The organism is Microcoleus sp. Pol12B5 (assembly GCF_036701335.1).
In the GTDB taxonomy this organism is placed as follows: domain Bacteria; phylum Cyanobacteriota; class Cyanobacteriia; order Cyanobacteriales; family Microcoleaceae; genus Microcoleus.
In genome coordinates, this window is the sequence record NZ_JAUBQQ010000021.1 from 48352 (window position 1) to 68276 (window position 19925).

Sequence of the window (19925 nt, forward strand, 5' to 3'; positions counted from 1 at the left end):
ATATTTATATGGGATATTGTGAGCCGTTGGGGTCGCATCGTGCCGACTTTTACGGCAGTAGTTGCTCGAACTCCGAGCATCAATTAATCATTCTACGGGTGTTGTTGCACAGAAAATCTTTGAGTTTTGATAAGTTTGTCAAATTGCCAGTTAATCTAAAATTTACCAAAAATAATGGGTTTAAAGCCCCGTCCTTCTAGGACGGCTTTCTTTAACTGTGGTATACTTACGCTAGTTATGTCAGCGTAAGTATGCTTGTTTTTGAGGCAAAACTAGAGGGACAAAGCGAGCAGTACGAGCGGCTCGATGAAGCCATTCGTACTGCTCGCTTTGTCCGCAATAGCTGCCTTAGATACTGGTTGGACAACAAGGGGATGGGTAAGTACGAGTTGAGCGCCTATTGCGCTGTTCTCGCCGCATTGTTTCCGTTCGCCGGCAAACTTAATTCCCAAGCTCGACAAGCTTCTGCCGATCAGGCTTGGAGTTCTATCGCTCGGTTTTATGACAACTGCAAAAAAAACAAGCCTGGGAAGAAAGGCTTTCCACGCTTTAAGAAGCATCAAACACATGGCTCTGTTGAATATAAAACAACGGGCTGGAAGTTGTCGTTCGATAGACGAACTATCACCTTCACTGATGGGTTTGAAGCCGGAAGCTTCAAGATGTGGGGAACTCGTGACCTGCACTTCTACCAGTTTAAGCAGATTAAGCGAGTGCGTGTTGTTCGTAGAGCTGATGGGTACTACGTTCAGTTTTGCCTTGACCAAGAACGGGTAGAGAAGAGAAAGCCAACGGGTAAGACTGTTGGACTGGATGTTGGATTGACTCACTTCTACACCGATTCTGACGGTCAGACAATCGAGAACCCCCGTCATCTGAGAAAGTCCGAGAAAGCGATAAAGCGTCTTAGTCGTAAATTTTCTCGCACCACCAAAGGGTCGAAAAACAGAGTCAAAGCGAGAAATCGCCTGAGTCGAAAGCACCTCAAGGTAAGTAGGCAGCGTAAAGATTTTGCCGTGAAGTTGGCAAGATGCGTCATCCAGTCTAACGACTTGGTTGCCTATGAGGACTTGCAGGTGCGTAACATGGTTAGAAACAGACAACTGTCAAAGTCTATATCTGATGCTGCGTGGTCGGCTTTCCGTCAATGGTTAGAATATTTTGGCAAGGTGTTTGGTGTGGTAACGGTTGCCGTACCACCGCACTACACTTCTCAAAACTGTTCCAACTGTGGGGAAGTCATCAAGAAGTCTTTGAGTCAAAGAACACATCGCTGTCACCATTGTGGTTTTGTAATAGACCGAGACTGGAATGCGGCAATTAACATACTTGAGTTAGCACTCCGTACCGTGGGGCACATGGGAACGTTAAACGCCTCTGGAGACATCGACCTCTGCATTGGTGAGGCAACTCCTCAATGTAAGCCGAGTCGTGGAAAGAGGAAGCCCAAGAAGTGATTCTTGGAATCCTGCGGTACGGCCGGGGAGGATGTCAAAATCTCAAATATCAAATCTCAAATCCGCTGCTGCTGTCTGGCGACTTCCAAAAACCGCTGCACCGCCGCCGTTGGATCGCTGCGCCAAATTAGAGCGATCGCCACAATGCAGGTTGATTCTGGCAAAGATTTGTAAACAACCCCGCTGCGCTGAAAATTTTGCATCGACTCAGGGACGATCGCCACTCCCATCTCGGCCGCTACCAGACTCACAATGGTTTGCATTTGAATTGCTTCTTGAGCCGCGATCGGGCTAAAACCTGCTTGCTGACAAAGACTGACGATCGCATCGTACAATCCCGGAGCCTGGGAACGGGGAAATAAAATCAACGGTTCCGTGGAAAGTTCGCGTAATTCAAGATGCGTGCGATCGGCCGCCGGATGCGTTTCTGGCAATGCCACGATCAGCGGTTCTCGAAAAACGATTTCAGAATTTATCCCGTCTTCCTCAACCGGAGGGCGCACGAAGCCGATATCAATTTGCCCGAACCGCAGCCGCTGCAACTGTTCGTTTGTCGTCAGTTCGTGCAGTTCGAGCTTAACGGCGGGACACCGAGTGCGAAAGGCCTGCAAAATCGCTGGAACCACGTTGTGTGCAGCAGAACTCACAAAGCCGATCGTCAATTGTCCGAGTTCGCCCCGACTGGTTTGTCGGCCGAGTTGAATTGCTCGATCGACTTGCTGCAGAATTTTCCCGGCTTCCTCGAAAAAAACCTGTCCCGCTGCCGTTAACTGCACCGTCCGCTTGGTGCGGCGAAACAGTTGAAACCCCAACTCTGCCTCTAAATGCTGGATTTGTTGACTCAGTGGAGGTTGAGCAATATGCAGTTTTGCCGCTGCACGAGTGAAATTCAGTTCCTCTGCAACTGCAATGAAATAACGCAAATGCCGAAGTTCCATAGCTCCCCAATCATTGATATTTTAAAAGTATAAGTTGTTAGTTAAACATATATTGGACATTTATGATGGCATTTAATACAGTGATTAATAGGCGAGATTGAGAATTAAACAATGGCTAATTTGGATATCAAAATTAGAGAAGCAGAGCTGGCAGATTTGGAATTAATCCTGGATTTTATTTCACAAAAAAGCGAGTTTGATGGATGTAAAAATCTGTTGAAAGCAACAGCCGATAAATTGCAGGAAACCTTGTTTTGCCAGCCTCCACTAGTGCGGGTTTTGTTGGCTGAAGTTGCAGGAACAGCGGTAGGCTTTGCTCTTTTTTATTTCTCATATTCAAGTTTATTGACGCAGCCGTGTCTTTGGCTTGATGATTTATTTGTGCAAGCTCCTATGCGCGGTATGGGAGTCGGTACAGCGCTGTTAAAGTATTTAGCACAAATTGCTGAGTCCACAAATTGCGGGCGGATTGAATGGACTGTTAATACTGGCAATGCGCCGGGAATTGCTTTTTATCAAAAGCAGGGAGCGCGGATTTTGGAAAATATTAGGGTTTGCCGTATTGATGGAAGTGCGCTCGCCCAACTCGCTAACAAATAATTTGATTGGTTTTGTGAAGAAGGTTTTTTGTTAACCGCAGAGAACACAGAGAAAACAGATAAAACAGATAAATAGAAGACAGATTTAGGGTAGTTATCATGGCACAAAATTCTTGGAATACCGCTCTTTATGAGGGAAATCATGCTTTTGTTTGGCGGTACGGTGAATCGCTTTTGGAGTTACTAGATCCGAAGGCGGGTGAACAAATTCTGGATTTGGGCTGCGGTACGGGGCAGCTAACTGAAAAAATTGCTCAAACGGGTGCTTTGGTGCAAGGTTTTGATTCATCTTTGTCAATGATTTCCACGGCAAAAGTTAACTATCCTCACATTAATTTCTCCGTCGCAGATGCGAGGAATTTTCAAGTAGAAAAGCCGTTAGATGCTGTGTTTTCTAATGCAGTTTTGCACTGGATTAAGCAGCCGGATGCTGTGATTAATTGTGTGGAAAAAGCGCTGAAGCCGGGAGGGTGTTTTGTGGCTGAGTTTGGCGGTAGGGGGAATGTGGATGCGATCGTCCGCGCACTTTTGAGTGTTTTGTCAGAAATTGGCTGCGAGGAGCCTGAAGCGCTTAATCCTTGGTATTTTCCGAGTATTGGCGAGTATGCTGGGCTTTTGGAAAAGCAGGGATTTGATGTGGGTTATGCGGTTTTGTTCGATCGCCCGACTCCCCTAGAAGGTGGCAGCGCGGGTATGGTAAATTGGATTGAAATGTTTGCTGGCGGGTTTTTGTCGGGGTTGTCTGATGATGTGCGATCGCAGGTAATTAACGCAGTTGAAGAACGTTTGCGCTCGGCGCTGTACCGCGATGGTAATTGGATTGCAGATTACCGCAGAATTCGCGTTGTTGCTGTCAAAAATTCCTATTTAAATTGTGTATGAAGATCAAAATTAGCTTAAAATCACCCAACCCTGTCAAATTAAGTTGACACGCCTTCTATGCCTACATTAAAAGAAAAAGAACCTCAATCCATCTTTGATCCTCCGACTTTTGCTAAGGTCGAGGAAGAACGCCGTCATCGCAAGCAGCGCCTTGCAGCAGCCTTACGTCTGTTTGGACACTTCGGGTTTAGTGAGGGCGTCGCGGGACACATTACCGTCCGCGACCCTGAACACCTGGATTGCTTCTGGGTCAATCCGTTGGGTAAACACTTCAGTCTCATCCGGGTCAGCGACCTGCTGCTGGTGAACCATGAGGGTGAAGTTATAGAGGGGCATAAGCCTATTAACACGGCAGCTTATGCAATCCATTCTCAAATTCATGCAGCCCGTCCTGATGTCGTGGCAGCAGCACACGCTCATTCAATTTACGGCAAAAGCTGGTCTAGCCTCGGTCGTCTCCTCGACCCCCTCACCCAAGATGCCTGTTCCTTCTACGAAGACCACAGCCTGTTTGATGACTACACGGGAGTAGTTCTCCAGCTTCAGGAAGGCAAGCGCATAGCAACAGCACTAGGAGAGAAGAAAGCCATTATCCTCCGCAACCACGGTCTACTCACGGTGGGTCATTCAGTTGATGAAGCGGCTTGGTGGTTTGTGGCAATGGAACGTTCTTGTCAGGCGCAGTTGATGGCAGAGGCGGCTGGCACCCCCATCCTTATCGACTCTGACAATGCTCGTCTGGCGCAGCGCCAGGTAGGCTCACATCAGGTAGGCTGGTTTAGCTTTCAACCGCTTTACGAATTAATCGTACATCAACAACCTGAACTGCTGGAGTAAAGCAGGTTTGATGTATTTTGAATCAAGGACTATTTAGAAATCTCAATGAATCGGCACTGATTGTTTCAACCACGCTCTGTACACAGTAGAAAATAGCTAGGAGATAGATATGAAGGTAAATACACAGCTTTTATCAAAAAATGTTGGTCAACAAATCATCAATACGGATAATATTAATATTTTAGACCTGGACAGGGAAGAAATTATTAACCTGTTTAAATCTTATGGTTTCTTGCTGTTTAGAGGGTTGGAAAATAGTGTTGACACTTTTACGCAATTCACTAACTCCCTTAGTAAAGATTTTCTAGATTACACCGGAGGCGTCTTTAATCGCCGAGTAATTAATGGGAATGCAACTATTTTAAGCGTCAATGATTTTAAGGACGAGATTAAATTACATGGAGAAATGTACTATCAGCAAGATATTCCGTTGATGCTTTGGTTCTTCTGTGCTCATCCAGCATCACAAGATGGTGAAACAATATTATGTGATGGGAGGCAATTTTTTAATGAACTGAGTAGTCCCCTCAAAGAGTTATTTAGCAAGAAAAAACTAAAGTATGTTGGTCATTTGAATAAAGATGCTTGGCAGAAGCAATACAAAACTAATGATTTAAAAGTAGTAGAACAGACCTGTATAAGGAATAATTTATTGTTGCAAATAAATGACGATGAATCCATTGATCTTCAATATATTTGTCCAGCAATACATCCTAGTAGATGTGGGAAATATCCGACCTTTATCAGCAGCTTATTGCCAGCAAAACATAGATATAAAAACACTGTTTTCTTTGAGGATAATTCAGAAATTACTGATGATATTGTTTCTGAGCTTAATGAAGTGGCTGATAGAATAACTACAGAGATATCCTGGCAAGCAGGGGATATTCTAATGGTTGACAATACTAGGATAATGCATGGAAGAAGAGCTTTCTCTGATCATCAACGAGATATTTATTTGCGGTTATGTTCTCCAGCGTTTCCATTCTAAATCCAACTCCACGCAATCACGGTAAGAGCATCTCAATCAGACTGGGAAAAAAGACTTGATAATTTTCATTATGTAGTCATCATTGATCGCAGCTCGTAGTCTTTTCTGGCGTCAGCTAGGCTTGAAAGTGTTTTTTTGATTGACAGCATTAACTGCAATATTTGTAGGTGCGTTGCTTCCTGAAAACTCGATTTTTTCACCCAATTTTTTAGCAGCGACGCACCCTAACTTAGGTGTATTTCTAATGACTAAAGACTACTTGATACTGTAACTCGCAACCGTATTTTCCAAAAGCATAGCAACAGTCATCGGCCCGATTCCTCCTGGCACCGGCGTGATAAATTCGGCTACTGTTTTAACAGCATTAAAATCAACATCTCCGGCCAAACGACTCGTACCGTCTGGATTGACGACGCGGTTAATACCGACATCAATTACTACTGATCCAGGTTTGACCATATTAGCTGTAATCATTTCTGTGCGGCCGACGGCGGCGATTAGAATATCGGCTTGGCTGGTAATCGATTCTAGGTTTTTCGTCCGTGAATGAGCGACAGTAACAGTGCAATCGGCTTCTAATAGCATCAGCGCCATAGGTTTACCTACCAAAATACTCCGTCCCAATACAACGGCATTTTTTCCTTTCAAATCAATCTGGTATTCCTGCAATAACCGCATCACTCCGGCGGGAGTACAACTTCGCAAACCTTCCTCCCCGCGCACGAGACGGCCTAAATTTACAGGGTGAAGTCCGTCAGCATCTTTGTCGGGGGCAATTTGGTACAGCAGCGAAATTGCATCTAAGTGCTCTGGTAGTGGTAATTGCACTAAAATGCCGTCTACTCGATCGTCCTCGTTGAGCGCACGAATTGCAAGTTCTAGTTCGGCTTGAGTAGCGTTTGCGGGGTAATGCTGGCCGAAGGAAGCTATGCCAACTTTAGCGCAGGCTCGCTCTTTATTGCGAACATAGGCTGCGCTAGCTGGGTTGTCGCCCACCATCAGCACCGCAAGTCCGGGAGGACGGCCCTTTTGGGGTTGTAGGGTGCGGACTCGATCGCTCAGCTCGGTTTGAATCTTTGTCGCTAAAGCTTTGCCATCTAGTATTTGAGCAGTTTTGGCATCCATTGTAGACTCGGGGTTAGGGGCTGACGATTTTAGATTTTAGCTTAATCCTCGTCAAGGACTACACTAGAGAAATTTCTTACTTGCGATCGATTCTGGGGATTCTGTTAAAGTAAGTCGTATCTCAAATCTCAACTCAGTTGACCAATGACTACTGCAATTAAGCAAGTTTGGGTTCAAAGATTCTGCACCGGCTCTTTATCGCTAATCCTCGCCAGCGGTTTTTTCAGTTGCGGCAATTTACCTCTGTCTCAACTTAATCTTGGTTTTAATGTTGCTAGCATTGGCGACGTTCAACAAAAGCGGCAAGTGGATGCTGAAGTTTATCTTCGGGGAAAGGTAGAAAATCGCGCTCCATTTGTAGGGAATGCGGCTTATCAACTTGAGGATGGTACTGGCAGTATTTGGATTTTAACCAAGCAAGATTTGCCCCAGCTTGGCGATGAAGTGCTGCTGAAGGGAGAAGTCCGCTACAAGAGTATTACTCTGAAGGAATTAGCCGGAAAAGATTTAGGTGAAATTTATGTTGAGGAAATGGAACAGTTAAAGCGCACTCCCAGTTCAGACAAGGGGAAATAGGCATTGGTTATTTGTTGTTTGTTATTTGATAATTGCTCTTTGTTCCCTCTTCCTTATTTAATATCTGAGGAATACTCCATAATTCATCCGTGTATTCGTGTTCAATTACTAATGACTAATGACTAATGACTACTGACTACTGACTAATAACACATGACTAAAATTCACGTTGCGATCGCGATTTTGTACCAAGACGGCAAGTTTCTCTGTCAGTTGCGAGACGATATTCCTCATATCAGGTATCCCGGACATTGGGCTTTGTTTGGCGGACACTTGGAACCGGGAGAAACTGCGGAAGTGGCTGTATTACGGGAATTATCAGAGGAAATTTGCTATGCTCCTGCAAGTGTTTCTTTTTTCTGTTGCGATGTCGAAAAAGATGTGGTTCGCCACGTTTTTCACGGACAACTTAGTGCGGATGTCAAGGATTTAGTTTTGCTGGAGGGTTGGGATATGAAGTTGTTGACCCCGGAGCAGATTCGGGCCGGCAAATGCTATTCTGAGCAGTCAGGAGATGTGCGACCTTTTGGCATTGCTCACCAGCGTATTTTATTGAATTTTATTGACTCGATTTGAGAAAATTTCCACGCACCCTAGATGGGAGCGGTTTGAGCAAAGAGATATTCGTAAGGTGGACGGCAGAGCCGCGCACCCTACATTGCAGGGGGTTTAACAGTTAAGAGCGAGCCGCAATCATTCCCGTCTGGCGCGCGTAGTCAAACAATCCTCCGGCATCAATTACGGGGCCTACTTCTCCTAAAGGTTTGAGCGAGAAAGTTCGATCGAGAGTGTGGTTGACAATTACCTCTGCTGTAAAGTCGATCGTCACTTCTTGGCCGGTTACAAACAAGTCGCAGAGTCGCTCGACTGATTCGATCGGGTACAATTCGCCAGTAGCCGAGCAATTGCGAAAGAAAATGCGTGCGTAAGACAAAGCTACCACCGCTGTGACGCCAGCGGCCCCCAGAGCTATCGGAGCGTGCTCCCGCGAAGAACCGCAGCCAAAATTTTCGCCCGCTATGATAATCGGATACCGGGTTTTTTGTTCACCGGATTCGATAAACTTACCGTAGCGATCGGGCAAGCCAATCATCGCGTAACTGCCTAGTTTCTCGTACTCGTCCGGCTTCGAGGGAACCAGGGTCAAGTATTCTGCCGGGATAATTTGATCTGTATCGATGTTGTCGTCTACAACAAAAATTTGACCGCTAATTACTTTACCCATAGTTTATTTCCTGTTAGCCTCGCTCGATGCTGTGGTGATAATTTTAAGTGGATCCGTATGCAAGATTTGCATCTGTTTATTTTAACCTGGCAGTGTCAGTGATAACCTGTATGAGTAAAAATTAGATCCGAGACTTTGGGTTAACAATTAACAATTGCTAAGCGTCAAGATAGTTTTATGGCAAATCCAATAGATGACATTGCTCGACAAGCTCGCGAGGGCTCGGTTGCATCGATTATTCAAATCCTTAATGACGAACTGGCACAGGTAGGGGTGAGGGCCCGAGCCGTGTTTGCAGACGGCGTGCTGCAACTGCTGTGCGAAGCTGCAACGCCCCAACTGCTCGAAGAGTCTAGTTTGGTCGATCGAGTCAGAGAAATTTTGGAACGCATTTCGCCCCACAATATTCGCCGAGTCAACATCAACAGCCGGCTTGTCCGAGAACACCAACTGCTGTGGCTGGAAGAAATTAGCCGCGATCCGGATAATCAACTTTTGTGGTCTCAAGAAATTAAACTCCGAAAGCCGAATTTGTTCAAGCGTTTAGCTCTGAGCAACCATCACGAACGACAAGCTGTGGCAGGCAAGCGGGCTTTGCCGAGAATGGCTATACCTCGATCGATGCAACAACCGCGGCAATTTCAGCGCGGTATCGTCGGCGGCATCAGCTTGACCGTGCTGTTGTTGGCAGCAGCAACTGCCATCTACAAAGGACTTAATTCCCAAGTGCCAAACAGCAAACAAGCCACCACCCAAGCCGTAGCAACTGCCCCTTCCTCGGAGGCAAAACCTGCTTTGAAAATTTCTAAGGAGACTGTTAATTCTGCTGTTGACTCTTTTGCTCAAGCAGTCCGAGTAGCCGAACAAGCAGCCACCCAGGGCAAAACCGCTCAATCTCGCCAGGATTGGTTAGTCGTAGCTGCTAAGTGGCAGCAAGCTTCCGATTTGATGGCCGCCGTGCCTTCCAAGCATCCCCGCTACACAACGGCTCAGAACCGGACAGCACTTTACCGCCAAAATAGCGATAAAGCCCAACAGGAAGCACAAAATAAGTAAGCAGGTAAGTGAGATAAATTTAACCGTAGACTTCACTATTCGGCTCTAGGTGTTGTGAAAAATGAGTTTTTGAGTCAAAACTCGGAAACTCTCAGCTATGTTATGAGTGATAATTTGGGGATTTTGAATTTTTGCGATCAGCGTTACTCTATCGGCGGATTTGTATCACAATAAAAATTTGTTAGGATCACAAACTTAAATAGGAAACATCACACAGTTAGAAGAGGGGTGTCACTAAGCGGTCTCTAGACAAGCTTCATGCTACTAATAACCGTCAAAATTAGCGGGAATGAGATTAATAATCATCCGGTAAAGGATGGTAAAGTTCATTGCGTACAGATCGAAGGGTAGAAAACAGGAAAATAGAACTCGGTCATATCTGGGTATATTTTTACATATCGAGCGACCCGCCGAACGGCTGGAACACAGAAAGCAGGCTCATAACGGTCAAGCCGACAGTTATGGAAAGGTTCTAGATTGGCAGCGGGAGCCGGCTCAAACATCTTAGAATAAAGGCTTGGTTGCCATGATCGATCGCCAGGGAAATCAAGACTTTACTTCGATCTACCGATCGCCGTCAGAGTCTTGCACTTTGTATTTTCCGCAAATCGCAGAACCAGTACCAGTCCAAAAATTTCTGGATCGTCTTATGCAGTACCAGGTCGATCCTGCCCTACTTGGGCGACAAATTTGCCAAATTCTCGCCACCAGCTTTGATCTAGAACTCCTGCTGCTGCAAATAGCCAATACTTTGGGGGTTGCATGGGGGGCAGATTTCTGTTTAGTTACTGCTGTGGTTGACCAAAAAGTAGTACATCCAAATGCTTACTGGCAAAATAGCAGCGATTTCCCCTATGTTGCCGGTGTTGCCGATTCCACCGAAACACCGGAACACCCCCAAACCCCTAGATTAAAACCGCCTAGCATATCACTCGAACATCCTGTTTGGGCAAACGTCCTAGGAGACGGCGAGATAGTGGCGATATCCGACTATCTTGATATTCCGGCAGCTTCATCGCCCAATTCCCCTGTAAATGCCCTGCCTTTTCGGGCAATTTTGGCAGGGCCTGCGCGATTTGGAGGGGCTGTAAATGGGATGATGATTGTTGGTAAGTCGCAACCTCACGAGTGGTCGGTAGCCGATCGGCAGCGCCTTGAAGCAGCATCAGACGCGATCGGCAGCGCGATTTCTCACATTCAAAAAACTCAAGAAATTGCCAGCTTAAACGAACAGTTACAGCGACAAGCTAAATACAAAAATCTACTCATGTCAGTTGCTGCCTCGATCGACACAAATTCAGAAGTCGATCGAATATTGCAGCAAGTTATTGAAAATACCGTCGATACCCTGGAAGTAGATAGGGGCCAAATCCTGCTATTGAAATATACAGATCCTCTATTTACAACTCGCTCCCCCAATCAAACTCCCAAAGCGAAAATCGAATTAGTTTGCGAATTCGTTGCAAAAAAAAATCCAAAGAAACAGCCAATAGCAAAAAGCGCTACCCGAAAAAAAAGCTCAACATCCCAAACAAAAAACAAAGATAAAACTGCTAATTCCCCATCCAAAATCCCCAACTCACAACCAAATAACTATCCCGCTTTTTGGCTGTCAGAATCTAATTTGTGCCACCAAGCATTCCACAGCGCACCCAGACCCCTCGCCCTCGCTGACGCAGGCGCATTAATCGGCAAAGAACAAGAAGTAGCCACAGAAATTTTGAAACTCCAAGATATTCGCGGCTTGCTCCTGGTTCCCCTCACGGGCCGTAGCTACCAGGAAACTGTTTTGGGTTTCTTGGTTTTGCAGCACTCGAAGTCGCGCAATTGGAACCCGGAAGAATTAGAAGTTCTCGAATCAGTCAGCGCTCAAGTGAGCAAGATGATTATCCAAACTCAAACGATTAAGGAATTGCAAACCTTAGTCTTCGACAGAACCTCTCAGTTGCAGCAAAGCCTCGACGTGCAGGGGAAACTGTACGAGCAATCTGCTAATCAGCTAGAGCAAATGCGGAAATTGAAGCTGATTAAAGACGAGTTTCTCAGCACTCTGAGTCACGAGTTGCGTACCCCTTTAACAATCATGAAGCTGGCGATTCTGATGCTAAAACAAGCTGAACTGCCGTCAGCGAATCGGACTAAGTATCTCGACATTCTAGAACAGCAGTGTTCTAAGGAAACTGCTCTGGTTAACGATTTGCTGGCCCTCAAGCAGTTTGAGCCTCAGCAAGTCCCGATTTCTATAATCAAAATCGATCTCAACCGTTTATTTCAAGATTTAGTTAGGGATTTTGAAAAACAGTGGGCGGATAAGCAATTGACTCTGCAGGTAGATTTGCCCAAGTTGACCCCTTGCTGGGAAACTGATCTGGACATTCTCAATCGGGTACTGCTGGAACTGCTGACGAATGCTGGAAAATACTCTGCTTCTGGAACGGCGGTAGTTTTGGAGGCGTCTGAGGCAGCCGGCTATATTGTCCTGAGCATTTCTAATTTCGGGCGTGGCATTTCTGCTGCTGATTTGCCCCACATCTTTGATAAGTTCCGCCGTGGCACTGGCATTACTGACCAAGCTATCGCCGGTACGGGTTTAGGTCTGGCGCTGGTAAAGTGTTTAGTGCAGCACTTGAATGGTACTATTGATGTATCTAGCTGTCCGGCAGAAAGTTCAGAAGCTGACACTTTGTGGCGCACATCTTTTACTTTGACTCTGCCGCAATTTGCAGTGGCACTCTGTAATGTAGAAGAATAGTTCGGTTGAGAAGTTGCTGGGAATTGGCAGCGAATAGGCAAAATGAGAAGACTTGCCAGAAGAGAGAGATTTGGAAATGTCGTAAACACTACCAAGTCCTCTGTTTTGAATTGTTGATCTAGTTGCCGTCTAAATTGCCGGTTCTCGATTGCTGATTTTCTACTGGACTTATATTATGTCTGGTTATTGGCTCGTAATGAGCGCCTGTTTGTAGTGAGTGCGACTGTCCTATATTTATGAATTAATCAGGACTTGTATTACTTACTAGGAAGTTAATTATAATTGTATAGTCGGATTATGATATTACGCAGTATAGACCAAAGAAACTGAGTTTTTTAACTGTTTCAAAGGCCTGCAACCCGTATTTTCGTACCAGCGGGTTTCTGCGTCCTGGATGGTTCCCTAAAAATTGTCATGGTGCATGGAATTTGATCGCCAATATTATGCTCACAAAAGCAGCACCTAAAACCCTGCGTTGGCAACGTTCTAAATATTCGCCACTGGCACGGCAAATAGACATTTTTGCAGCGGCGGGAAGGTTTATGTTTTTTTTGTGGTGGGACGCACTGCTGCAAAATAATTCGCCTCATACAAGAAGAATTCGCGCTCATTGGTTGGTCAATACTTTGCTGAATTTAGGCCCGACTTTTATTAAAATCGGGCAGTCTCTCTCGACTCGGGCGGATTTGTTGCCGCTTGAGTATGTGAAGGAACTCGAACAGTTGCAGGATCGGGTTCCTCAGTTTAGTTCCGAAGAGGCGATCGCTCTTGTAGAATCAGAGTTAGGCAAGGATATTTATGCTTTGTACCGCGATTTTGACCCGTCGCCGATCGCTGCTGCGAGTCTGGGACAGGTGCACAAAGCAAGGCTGCACACCGGGGAAGATGTGATTGTCAAGGTGCAGCGTCCGGGTTTGGAAAGTTTATTTGATTTAGATGTAAAGGCGGTGCGCCAAGTGATGCGTTTTTGCTATCGCTATCTGCCTGCGACACGCAAATATGACCTAGAATCTATTTATCACGAGTTTTTTAAGATTTTATATCAAGAAATTGACTACCTGCAAGAAGGTAAAAATTCCGATCGCTTTAGCCATAATTTTCGAGAATATCCTCAGATTATTGTCCCGAAAGTCTACTGGCAATACACTACTAAAAAAGTGCTCACTCTAGAATATGCACCAGGGATTAAGGTGGATGACCGCATTAGTTTAGAGGCGATTGGAGTCGATATTGTGAAGCTCAATCAACTTGGGATTTGCTGTTATTTGAAACAGTTGTTAATTGACGGTTTTTTTCAAGCTGACCCGCATCCGGGAAATTTGGCGGTGACAGAAGATGGTAGCTTGATTTTTTACGATTTTGGGATGATGGCTGAGGTGAAGTCTCTGGCTAAAGACCAAATGGTTAAGACTTTTTTTGCTGTGATGAGAAAGGATACTGACGAGGTAATCAATACTTTAATTAAGATCGGCTTGGTTGAGCCGATGCCGGATATGATGCCGGTACGCAGGCTGATTGCTTTTCTGTTGGATAAGTTTATTGATAAGCCGATCGACTTTCAAGCTTTTAATGAAATTAAGAACGAACTTTACATCATGTTCGAGCAGCAACCGTTTCGCTTGCCTGCAGAAATGATGTTTATTATCAAGTCGGTGACGACTCTCGACGGCATTGCTAGAACTCTCGACCCTGACTATAATTTCCTAGCATCCGCTCAGCCTTTTGTCAAAAGTATTGCGGTGAGCAAGGGGCGAGGAAATGCGATCGGAGAATTGGCAAGGCAAGCGCGAAGTTTTATTACATATAAGTTGCAGCAGCCAAGTAAAGCCGAAGTGTTTTTCAAACGTTTAGAGAAACGGATAGAAGATGGCGAGTTGCAAATAAGAGTGCGAAATATCGAGAGCGAAAGAGCATTGAAACGCATTAATTTAGCCCTAAAAACTCTAATTTTCGCTTGTTTGACTGGTTTTGTGTTTTTGTCGGGTGCAGTGCTGTTCGTGGGCGGATATCAAACGGGGGCGATCGCAGCTTTTGCGGTTTCGGGATTCGGTGGCTTGTTTGTGTTGCGCTCGTTGTTAGACTTGTTGGTTAAGGAAAAGCTCGATCGAATGGTCGATCAATAAATATACTGGGTAATTGAGAATTGCGATCGTAAGCTGCTACGCATTTAAATTGAATCCAGATCCGATCTCTGGGGCCCGTTCCACAATAGCAGACGTTAGGCTGACTTTAGTACCGCCAAGTAAACTTGTTAACATAATTTGCGACTTTAGGTAGGGGCGGATTCTCAAAGCACGAAGTTATACTCCTAACATATATTAAACGCGATCGCCCGCCCCTACAAAAAATGTACGCCCAAAAATTGCTAAAACCAGACGGCCGCCCACTCACACTGTACAGCCGCTATCCAATCCCAGAAGGTATCGCGGCCGTAAGTCCCAGCAATGAACCCGTAGAGGCAAACCCGCACTTTCGGTGGCATCCTTTGCGGGGGGAATGGGTAGCATACGCCAGCCACCGTCAGGGAAGAACTTTCATGCCGCCGCCGGAATACAACCCGCTGGCAGCTACAATTAACCCTAAGTTTCCGACAGAATTGCCGCCGGGAGATTACGATGTGGCAGTGTTTGACAACCGCTTTCCCTCCATGACTTTGCAAGCCAAAAACGCACCGGCAAATATTGTAGAAACTTTGCCAGCTAAAGGCATTTGCGAAGTTGTTGTTTTTACTCAAGATCCGCTAGCTTCCCTCGGTTCTTTAGAATTATCTCACTTAGAATTGCTGTTAGAAGTATGGGCAGATCGCACTTCAGTTATCGGCAGCAATCCCGAAATTCAATACGTCTTGCCCTTTGAAAATCGCGGCGTCGAAGTCGGAGTGACTTTGCACCACCCCCACGGTCAAATTTACGCTTATCCGTTCGTGCCACCGGTGCCGGCACGGATGTTAGAATGTCAATCGGTTTACTATCAAAAAAATAGTTCCGGCTTGCTGCAAGATTTGATTCAAAAAGAGATTGCTGACAAACAGCGAATTATTTATTTAGACTCCGAGGCGATTGCCTTTGTCCCCGCTTGTGCCCGCTACCCTTACGAAGTGTGGATTGCCCCGATCGCCCCTGCTGCTACATTTATAGATTTGACGGAAAAACAGCGGCAATCACTCGCTAAGGCCTTAAAAACAGTGACCCTCAAATATGACGGTTTGTGGCATCGCCCGTTCCCTTATTTGATGGCTTGGTTTCAAGGGCCCACAGACGGGAAACCCCATCCAGAAGCGCATTTGCACGCCCAATTTTATCCGCCCTATCGATCGAGCGATCGGCTAAAATACCTCGCAGGAACCGAACTCGCCGCCGGAATGTTTGCCAATGACGCTTTACCAGAAGAAAAAGCTAAAGAATTGCAAGCAGTATCTATCGATTTTAGATTTTAGATTTTAGATTGAGGAAATTCTGACTAAAATAATGAATTTTCTTCCTTATTCGTGGAGTGTCCCGACCGCCCTAAAAATATAATTTAGATGCAAGAAAGCAGATGATAAACTCATTAAACCAAGAAGTCGATACAAAACTCGAATTCATCCGCAAAACCTTAACCGAAACAAAAGCGATCGCCCTTCGTTTGCGCGGCACTGATTGGTTTGCCTGGGCAACAGGCGGCGGTTCCCATACAGTATTGCTAACCGCAGAAACCGGAGTGGCAGAACTTTTAATCACCGCCGAAACAGCTTGGGTTCTCACCGATGAAATCGAAGCTCAACGCTTACAAGACGAGGAATTGCCAGCGAACTTTCAAATGCACATCTATCCTTGGGCAGATGTTGCACAGCGCGAAGCATTCGTCAAACAAATTACTGGTGGGGGTAACGTCATGAGCGATCGACCAAATGCCCAAGAAACACCAATAATCGCATCTTTACAGTCTCGCAAACAGACAATGATGTCAAGCGAATTAGAGCGATACCGACGAGTCGGGCGTTTAGCCAGCGAAGCTATGACAGAGGTACTTTCTGCAGCCAAACCAACATGGACAGAATATCAGCTAGCTGGAGCCGGTGCAGAGGCTTTGTGGGCGAGAGGTTTGCATCCAGCGCTGACATTAGTTGCTGGAGAAAGGCGTTTGCCACTGTACCGCCACGCCACAGCAACTGCCGAACAAATTGGACGACAAGCAATGTTAGTATTTTGCGCGAGGGGATGGGGCTTGTATGCAAATTTAACTAGATTTGTTTGTTTCGATTTTCTTGGGGAAGAGCATTCGGAGTTGCACCGACAAGTCAGAGAAATTGAAGCCACGGCGCTAAATTTTTGCCGGCCGGGAGTAACGCTGAATGCGGTTTATGATACCTTTAAAACTGCTTATGAAGAGCACGGATATCCTCAAGCAATTGCGGAACACCATCAAGGCGGAACTACCGGATATTTGGCGCGCGAAATTGTGGCGAATCCGGCTACTTCAGATATTTTGGCAGAAAATATGGCTGTGGCTTGGAATCCGAGTTTGTCGGGAGCAAAAATTGAGGATACGTTTTTACTTCACAGCGATGGAACGTTGGAAAATTTGACTTTTGATCCGAATTGGCCGAGTGTAGAAGTAGCGGGAAGGTTGCGCCCTGTGCCGCTGGAAATATGGGACGATCGACCTTAGTCAATTTAACTTATCGCTTTAGTAGAGAAAAGAGTACACTACCCTACAAAACGCATTAAACCGACTTACTTAAGCAAAAACGCTGCCACATAAGGGTTTCCGAACTTGTAGTCATGTAAAAGATTTTTCAAAACCTGCAAAGTTTCACTCCGTATTGGTTTGGATGGGAACGATAGCAGCAGGCGACGGAAGTTCCCCTCACTCTACCCCACAGCCCTGTCTTTTAGTCGGCAGTTTCTAGTTCCTCTAATTCTTGCGTAGACTGCCATCCAGCTTGCCAGAGCGATCTATCTTTGAGCTGTGCGGCGTTCAGCCAAAAACGGACATTTGGATCGCAAGCCGCCACCATTTCTGCAAATACCCATTTACCTTCGTTTTTTCGGTTGACGACTTGAAAGTGTCGCCACCCCCAAGTTTTTTGGTGTGAAGTCCATCGGGAACCAACTAAATAAGGAAATTTTTGTTTTTTGCTCACAGTATTTTTGTGGAAAAATATATTAGAAAGCAAGTGAATTGTAATATAGCCATCCTAAATCCTTTGTGTAATTCTTGTAGGGGCAAACTCCCCCGTGGTTGCCCCCATGAGGCCGGGGTAGGCAAAGAAAGGCAATATCCCTACATCTTTGTACGATTTCTGCAAGGATTGCTATAACTCGTTCTGTTTGATGATATTAATTCCCTATTAAAGCTCGTCAAATCCTCTCCCCCTCTCCCCTTCTCTCGAACATACCAAATAATATAGATCCGCAGCAGCTTACGTAAGAGTTCACCTAAACTCTATCTGCAAGTAGATGTGTTTATTGTAACTTGCAGCAGTTTCGCATCGGGCTTCAAAAGTAAGGGCAGTTCAATGACTGCCCCTGTAATTAGTTATACCTATTGAATAGGATAATTTTTCAAGCGATCCACAAATAGCAAATTTATCCTGTACGAGCTAAATCGTGAATCTCAAATCTAAAAGCAAATAACCCAGGTTATAGTTGTGCAGAATAATCTTTTCTGTGAAACTTACTCAAATCTACTTTTAGAGCAGGTTTGATGTTCACTTCCTGTTTCTAGCAAGGCGGTCGGCCGCTTCTTTATCCACAGGCGTGTTTTCGAGCCCAACTTTCCCTACAAACATTTTTTCAATCTTAATCGTGTTTCATTGATCCTGTACAGCTCAATAAAAACGCACTTTTAGGTAAGATTGACTAATTTCTTTGATTCTGTCGCTACCTCTTGATGACTTCTCTGCTAAGGCTTTTGGCCTGATAAGTCCAGAGGAAGTTGGGGAAGTCGGAGGCGAACCGCATTTGTTTGCAGCCAGAGAGTGATAGCGTGCTTCCGTTGCGGCGTCACGTACTCTCCCGGTCGGATCACGCCAGCACAGACGCCGATGTTTTTAATAAGGGTTTCTCGCTCCGATGAACTTGCACCCTGTAGCAACCTGACTTGGGCTTTGATAAAATCCACGTTCATAGCTGAAAGTAAAAGTAAGTAAAGAACTCAGTTAAATAGCGATGCTTTGATTCCGATTGTAACTCTAAAACCACTTGGTATGAATCAAATTGATTCAACATCCCCATCCTGGGGATCGCGGGGTCTAGAGCTAGCCAACTTTATTTACTTTATCTGTTTTTGCTAGCAAAAGTGTCACTATGCTAGCAGTTTTGGCAGAATTATTTATAGTTAAGAACTGTTACAAATTTGGCTCGATTTCCACAATACGGCAGAGTTTAGTGCTAACGCTACTTTCCTGAACTCAAAAAGTTCAGCATTGTCTCCAACTCATTGCCTTCCTAGGTTTTAGACTCCCCGATTGGGAAGCGATCGCTCCGGGAACATTCCTCTTCGATCGCCCCTCTTAACACCCCCACACTGCCACATCACCCTATTGAATTAGATCATCCCGTAGACTTGGCTGTGGACTATAACTTCAGGCATACGTGTTGTTACCGCGGCTACAATAAGCGAGCAAGTTTTTATTCTTGTTTCTCAAGAAAATATTTTTTGGATTTTCGTGTACCGCCCTTATTTGTGTTAATTAAGGCAGCTTTGTCATCTCCGGGCTAACGAAGACTCGCAGCTTGCGAATCCAGATAATTTGTACTCTGTGGCGGTGAATCTGTTTCCTGAATTCATTGGGGGCGATCGCTCCTCTGCCAGAATTGCCAGTAACGGCTCATTTTGTATACTTCATAACAGATATGTCACTGTTCATAATTTAAAAACAGTACAAGTTTCAACAGTCTTCCATCCGTCTATCGCTCCTAATAGCCCACGAAGAAGGATAAAAAAATTAACTCTGCATACCCAATTGTTGAAAACGATTTTGCCTTAGCCACTTGCCTGAGATAGCAATTCGATATAGCCAAATTTGCTGATTATTTAAGTTAAAATAAACTATAAACTCAGGTAATAAACATACCGAATATAATTCAAAAATTAACTGTTTTAGTTAATTGAAAGCTAACTTATTTAGATTTTATTCATAATTATTAGTAAATATTTTAACACCAATGCTTATGGTTAATAACAACTAATTTATGACGGTGCAGATGCCGATTTAGGGAACTTTGGACGTGAATTTAAAATATTAATTAACCGGGTTTCACAATTTGAGACCTTGTGGGGAGTAGGGTTAGGCGTCTCGCCTGCTCTGAAAATACACGCCTTCGGGTTCATGGGTTGATCGCAAAAAAACTTAAAATCATCACGCTATTATGCAACCCCCCATTAACAGCTCATACGATATCTTTTACTCTACAAAAACTAACCTACTAGGCAGCATATGAAATCCCCTCGCGCAGAAGCTGCGGAGGGGAAATGGTGAATAAAATTATTGGTTTTAAATT

The 19925-nt window shown here is 45.1% G+C and carries 17 protein-coding genes; 12 read left to right on the top strand and 5 right to left on the bottom strand.

Annotated features, from left to right (window positions below; translation table 11 throughout):
* The first annotated feature begins 251 nt into the window (after positions 1–251).
* Positions 252–1457 carry a transposase gene (locus QUA24_RS12670; protein ID WP_333211683.1) on the top strand — a complete coding sequence of 402 codons (1206 nt, stop codon included), beginning with the start codon at positions 252–254 and terminating at the stop codon, positions 1455–1457.
* Between the two features lie 56 nt (positions 1458–1513).
* Here the strand turns inward: QUA24_RS12670 and QUA24_RS12675 are convergent, their stop codons facing one another.
* Entirely contained in the window at positions 1514–2395 is an 882-nt protein-coding gene (locus QUA24_RS12675) for a LysR family transcriptional regulator (protein WP_333230086.1), read from the bottom strand.
* A gap of 111 nt (positions 2396–2506) precedes the next feature.
* Between QUA24_RS12675 and QUA24_RS12680 the strand changes: the two genes are divergently transcribed.
* From QUA24_RS12680 to QUA24_RS12695, 4 genes are all read left to right on the top strand, one after another.
* Complete coding sequence (locus tag QUA24_RS12680; RefSeq protein ID WP_333230088.1) at positions 2507–2995, top strand: GNAT family N-acetyltransferase; 489 nt, start codon at positions 2507–2509, stop codon at positions 2993–2995.
* A gap of 98 nt (positions 2996–3093) precedes the next feature.
* On the top strand, positions 3094–3876 hold the full coding sequence (locus QUA24_RS12685; RefSeq protein ID WP_333211689.1) for a methyltransferase domain-containing protein: 783 nt from the start codon (positions 3094–3096) through the stop codon (positions 3874–3876).
* Positions 3877–3933: 57 nt separating this feature from the next.
* Entirely contained in the window at positions 3934–4713 is a 780-nt protein-coding gene (locus tag QUA24_RS12690) for a class II aldolase/adducin family protein (protein ID WP_333211691.1), read from the top strand.
* A gap of 109 nt (positions 4714–4822) precedes the next feature.
* Positions 4823–5704 (top strand): TauD/TfdA family dioxygenase, encoded by an 882-nt coding sequence (locus QUA24_RS12695; protein ID WP_333230090.1) that lies wholly within the window; start codon positions 4823–4825, stop codon positions 5702–5704.
* A 255-nt stretch (positions 5705–5959) separates the two neighbouring features.
* Here QUA24_RS12695 and folD read toward each other — a convergent pair whose 3' ends face one another.
* Complete coding sequence (folD, locus tag QUA24_RS12700; RefSeq protein ID WP_333230092.1) at positions 5960–6829, bottom strand: bifunctional methylenetetrahydrofolate dehydrogenase/methenyltetrahydrofolate cyclohydrolase FolD; 870 nt, start codon at positions 6827–6829, stop codon at positions 5960–5962.
* Between the two features lie 144 nt (positions 6830–6973).
* Between folD and QUA24_RS12705 the strand changes: the two genes are divergently transcribed.
* The gene (locus tag QUA24_RS12705; protein WP_333165902.1) at positions 6974–7405 is read left to right on the top strand and encodes a DNA-binding protein; all 432 of its coding nucleotides are present in this window, start codon (positions 6974–6976) and stop codon (positions 7403–7405) included.
* A 153-nt stretch (positions 7406–7558) separates the two neighbouring features.
* Entirely contained in the window at positions 7559–7981 is a 423-nt protein-coding gene (locus QUA24_RS12710; protein WP_333165904.1) for an NUDIX hydrolase, read from the top strand.
* Between the two features lie 100 nt (positions 7982–8081).
* Here QUA24_RS12710 and QUA24_RS12715 read toward each other — a convergent pair whose 3' ends face one another.
* Positions 8082–8630 carry a LeuD/DmdB family oxidoreductase small subunit gene (locus tag QUA24_RS12715; protein ID WP_333042404.1) on the bottom strand — a complete coding sequence of 183 codons (549 nt, stop codon included), beginning with the start codon at positions 8628–8630 and terminating at the stop codon, positions 8082–8084.
* 177 nt (positions 8631–8807) lie between these two features.
* Between QUA24_RS12715 and QUA24_RS12720 the strand changes: the two genes are divergently transcribed.
* The 5 genes from QUA24_RS12720 to QUA24_RS12740 all read left to right on the top strand — a co-directional run bounded on the left by QUA24_RS12720 (position 8808) and on the right by QUA24_RS12740 (position 17088).
* The gene (locus tag QUA24_RS12720) at positions 8808–9686 is read left to right on the top strand and encodes a hypothetical protein (protein WP_333230094.1); all 879 of its coding nucleotides are present in this window, start codon (positions 8808–8810) and stop codon (positions 9684–9686) included.
* A 526-nt stretch (positions 9687–10212) separates the two neighbouring features.
* Positions 10213–12438, top strand: a complete 2226-nt coding sequence (locus QUA24_RS12725; RefSeq protein WP_333230095.1) for an ATP-binding protein — start codon at positions 10213–10215, stop codon at positions 12436–12438.
* A 443-nt stretch (positions 12439–12881) separates the two neighbouring features.
* The gene (locus QUA24_RS12730; protein WP_333230096.1) at positions 12882–14561 is read left to right on the top strand and encodes an AarF/ABC1/UbiB kinase family protein; all 1680 of its coding nucleotides are present in this window, start codon (positions 12882–12884) and stop codon (positions 14559–14561) included.
* 224 nt (positions 14562–14785) lie between these two features.
* Positions 14786–15874 carry a galactose-1-phosphate uridylyltransferase gene (galT, locus tag QUA24_RS12735; protein WP_333230097.1) on the top strand — a complete coding sequence of 363 codons (1089 nt, stop codon included), beginning with the start codon at positions 14786–14788 and terminating at the stop codon, positions 15872–15874.
* Positions 15875–15975: 101 nt separating this feature from the next.
* Positions 15976–17088, top strand: a complete 1113-nt coding sequence (locus QUA24_RS12740; RefSeq protein WP_333230099.1) for a M24 family metallopeptidase — start codon at positions 15976–15978, stop codon at positions 17086–17088.
* 223 nt (positions 17089–17311) lie between these two features.
* Here QUA24_RS12740 and QUA24_RS12745 read toward each other — a convergent pair whose 3' ends face one another.
* Together QUA24_RS12745 and QUA24_RS12750 are read right to left on the bottom strand one after the other, a co-directional pair.
* Complete coding sequence (locus QUA24_RS12745) at positions 17312–17563, bottom strand: TIGR02450 family Trp-rich protein (RefSeq protein ID WP_242725377.1); 252 nt, start codon at positions 17561–17563, stop codon at positions 17312–17314.
* Between the two features lie 761 nt (positions 17564–18324).
* The gene (locus tag QUA24_RS12750) at positions 18325–18549 is read right to left on the bottom strand and encodes a hypothetical protein (RefSeq protein WP_006635912.1); all 225 of its coding nucleotides are present in this window, start codon (positions 18547–18549) and stop codon (positions 18325–18327) included.
* Positions 18550–19925 lie beyond the last annotated feature (1376 nt).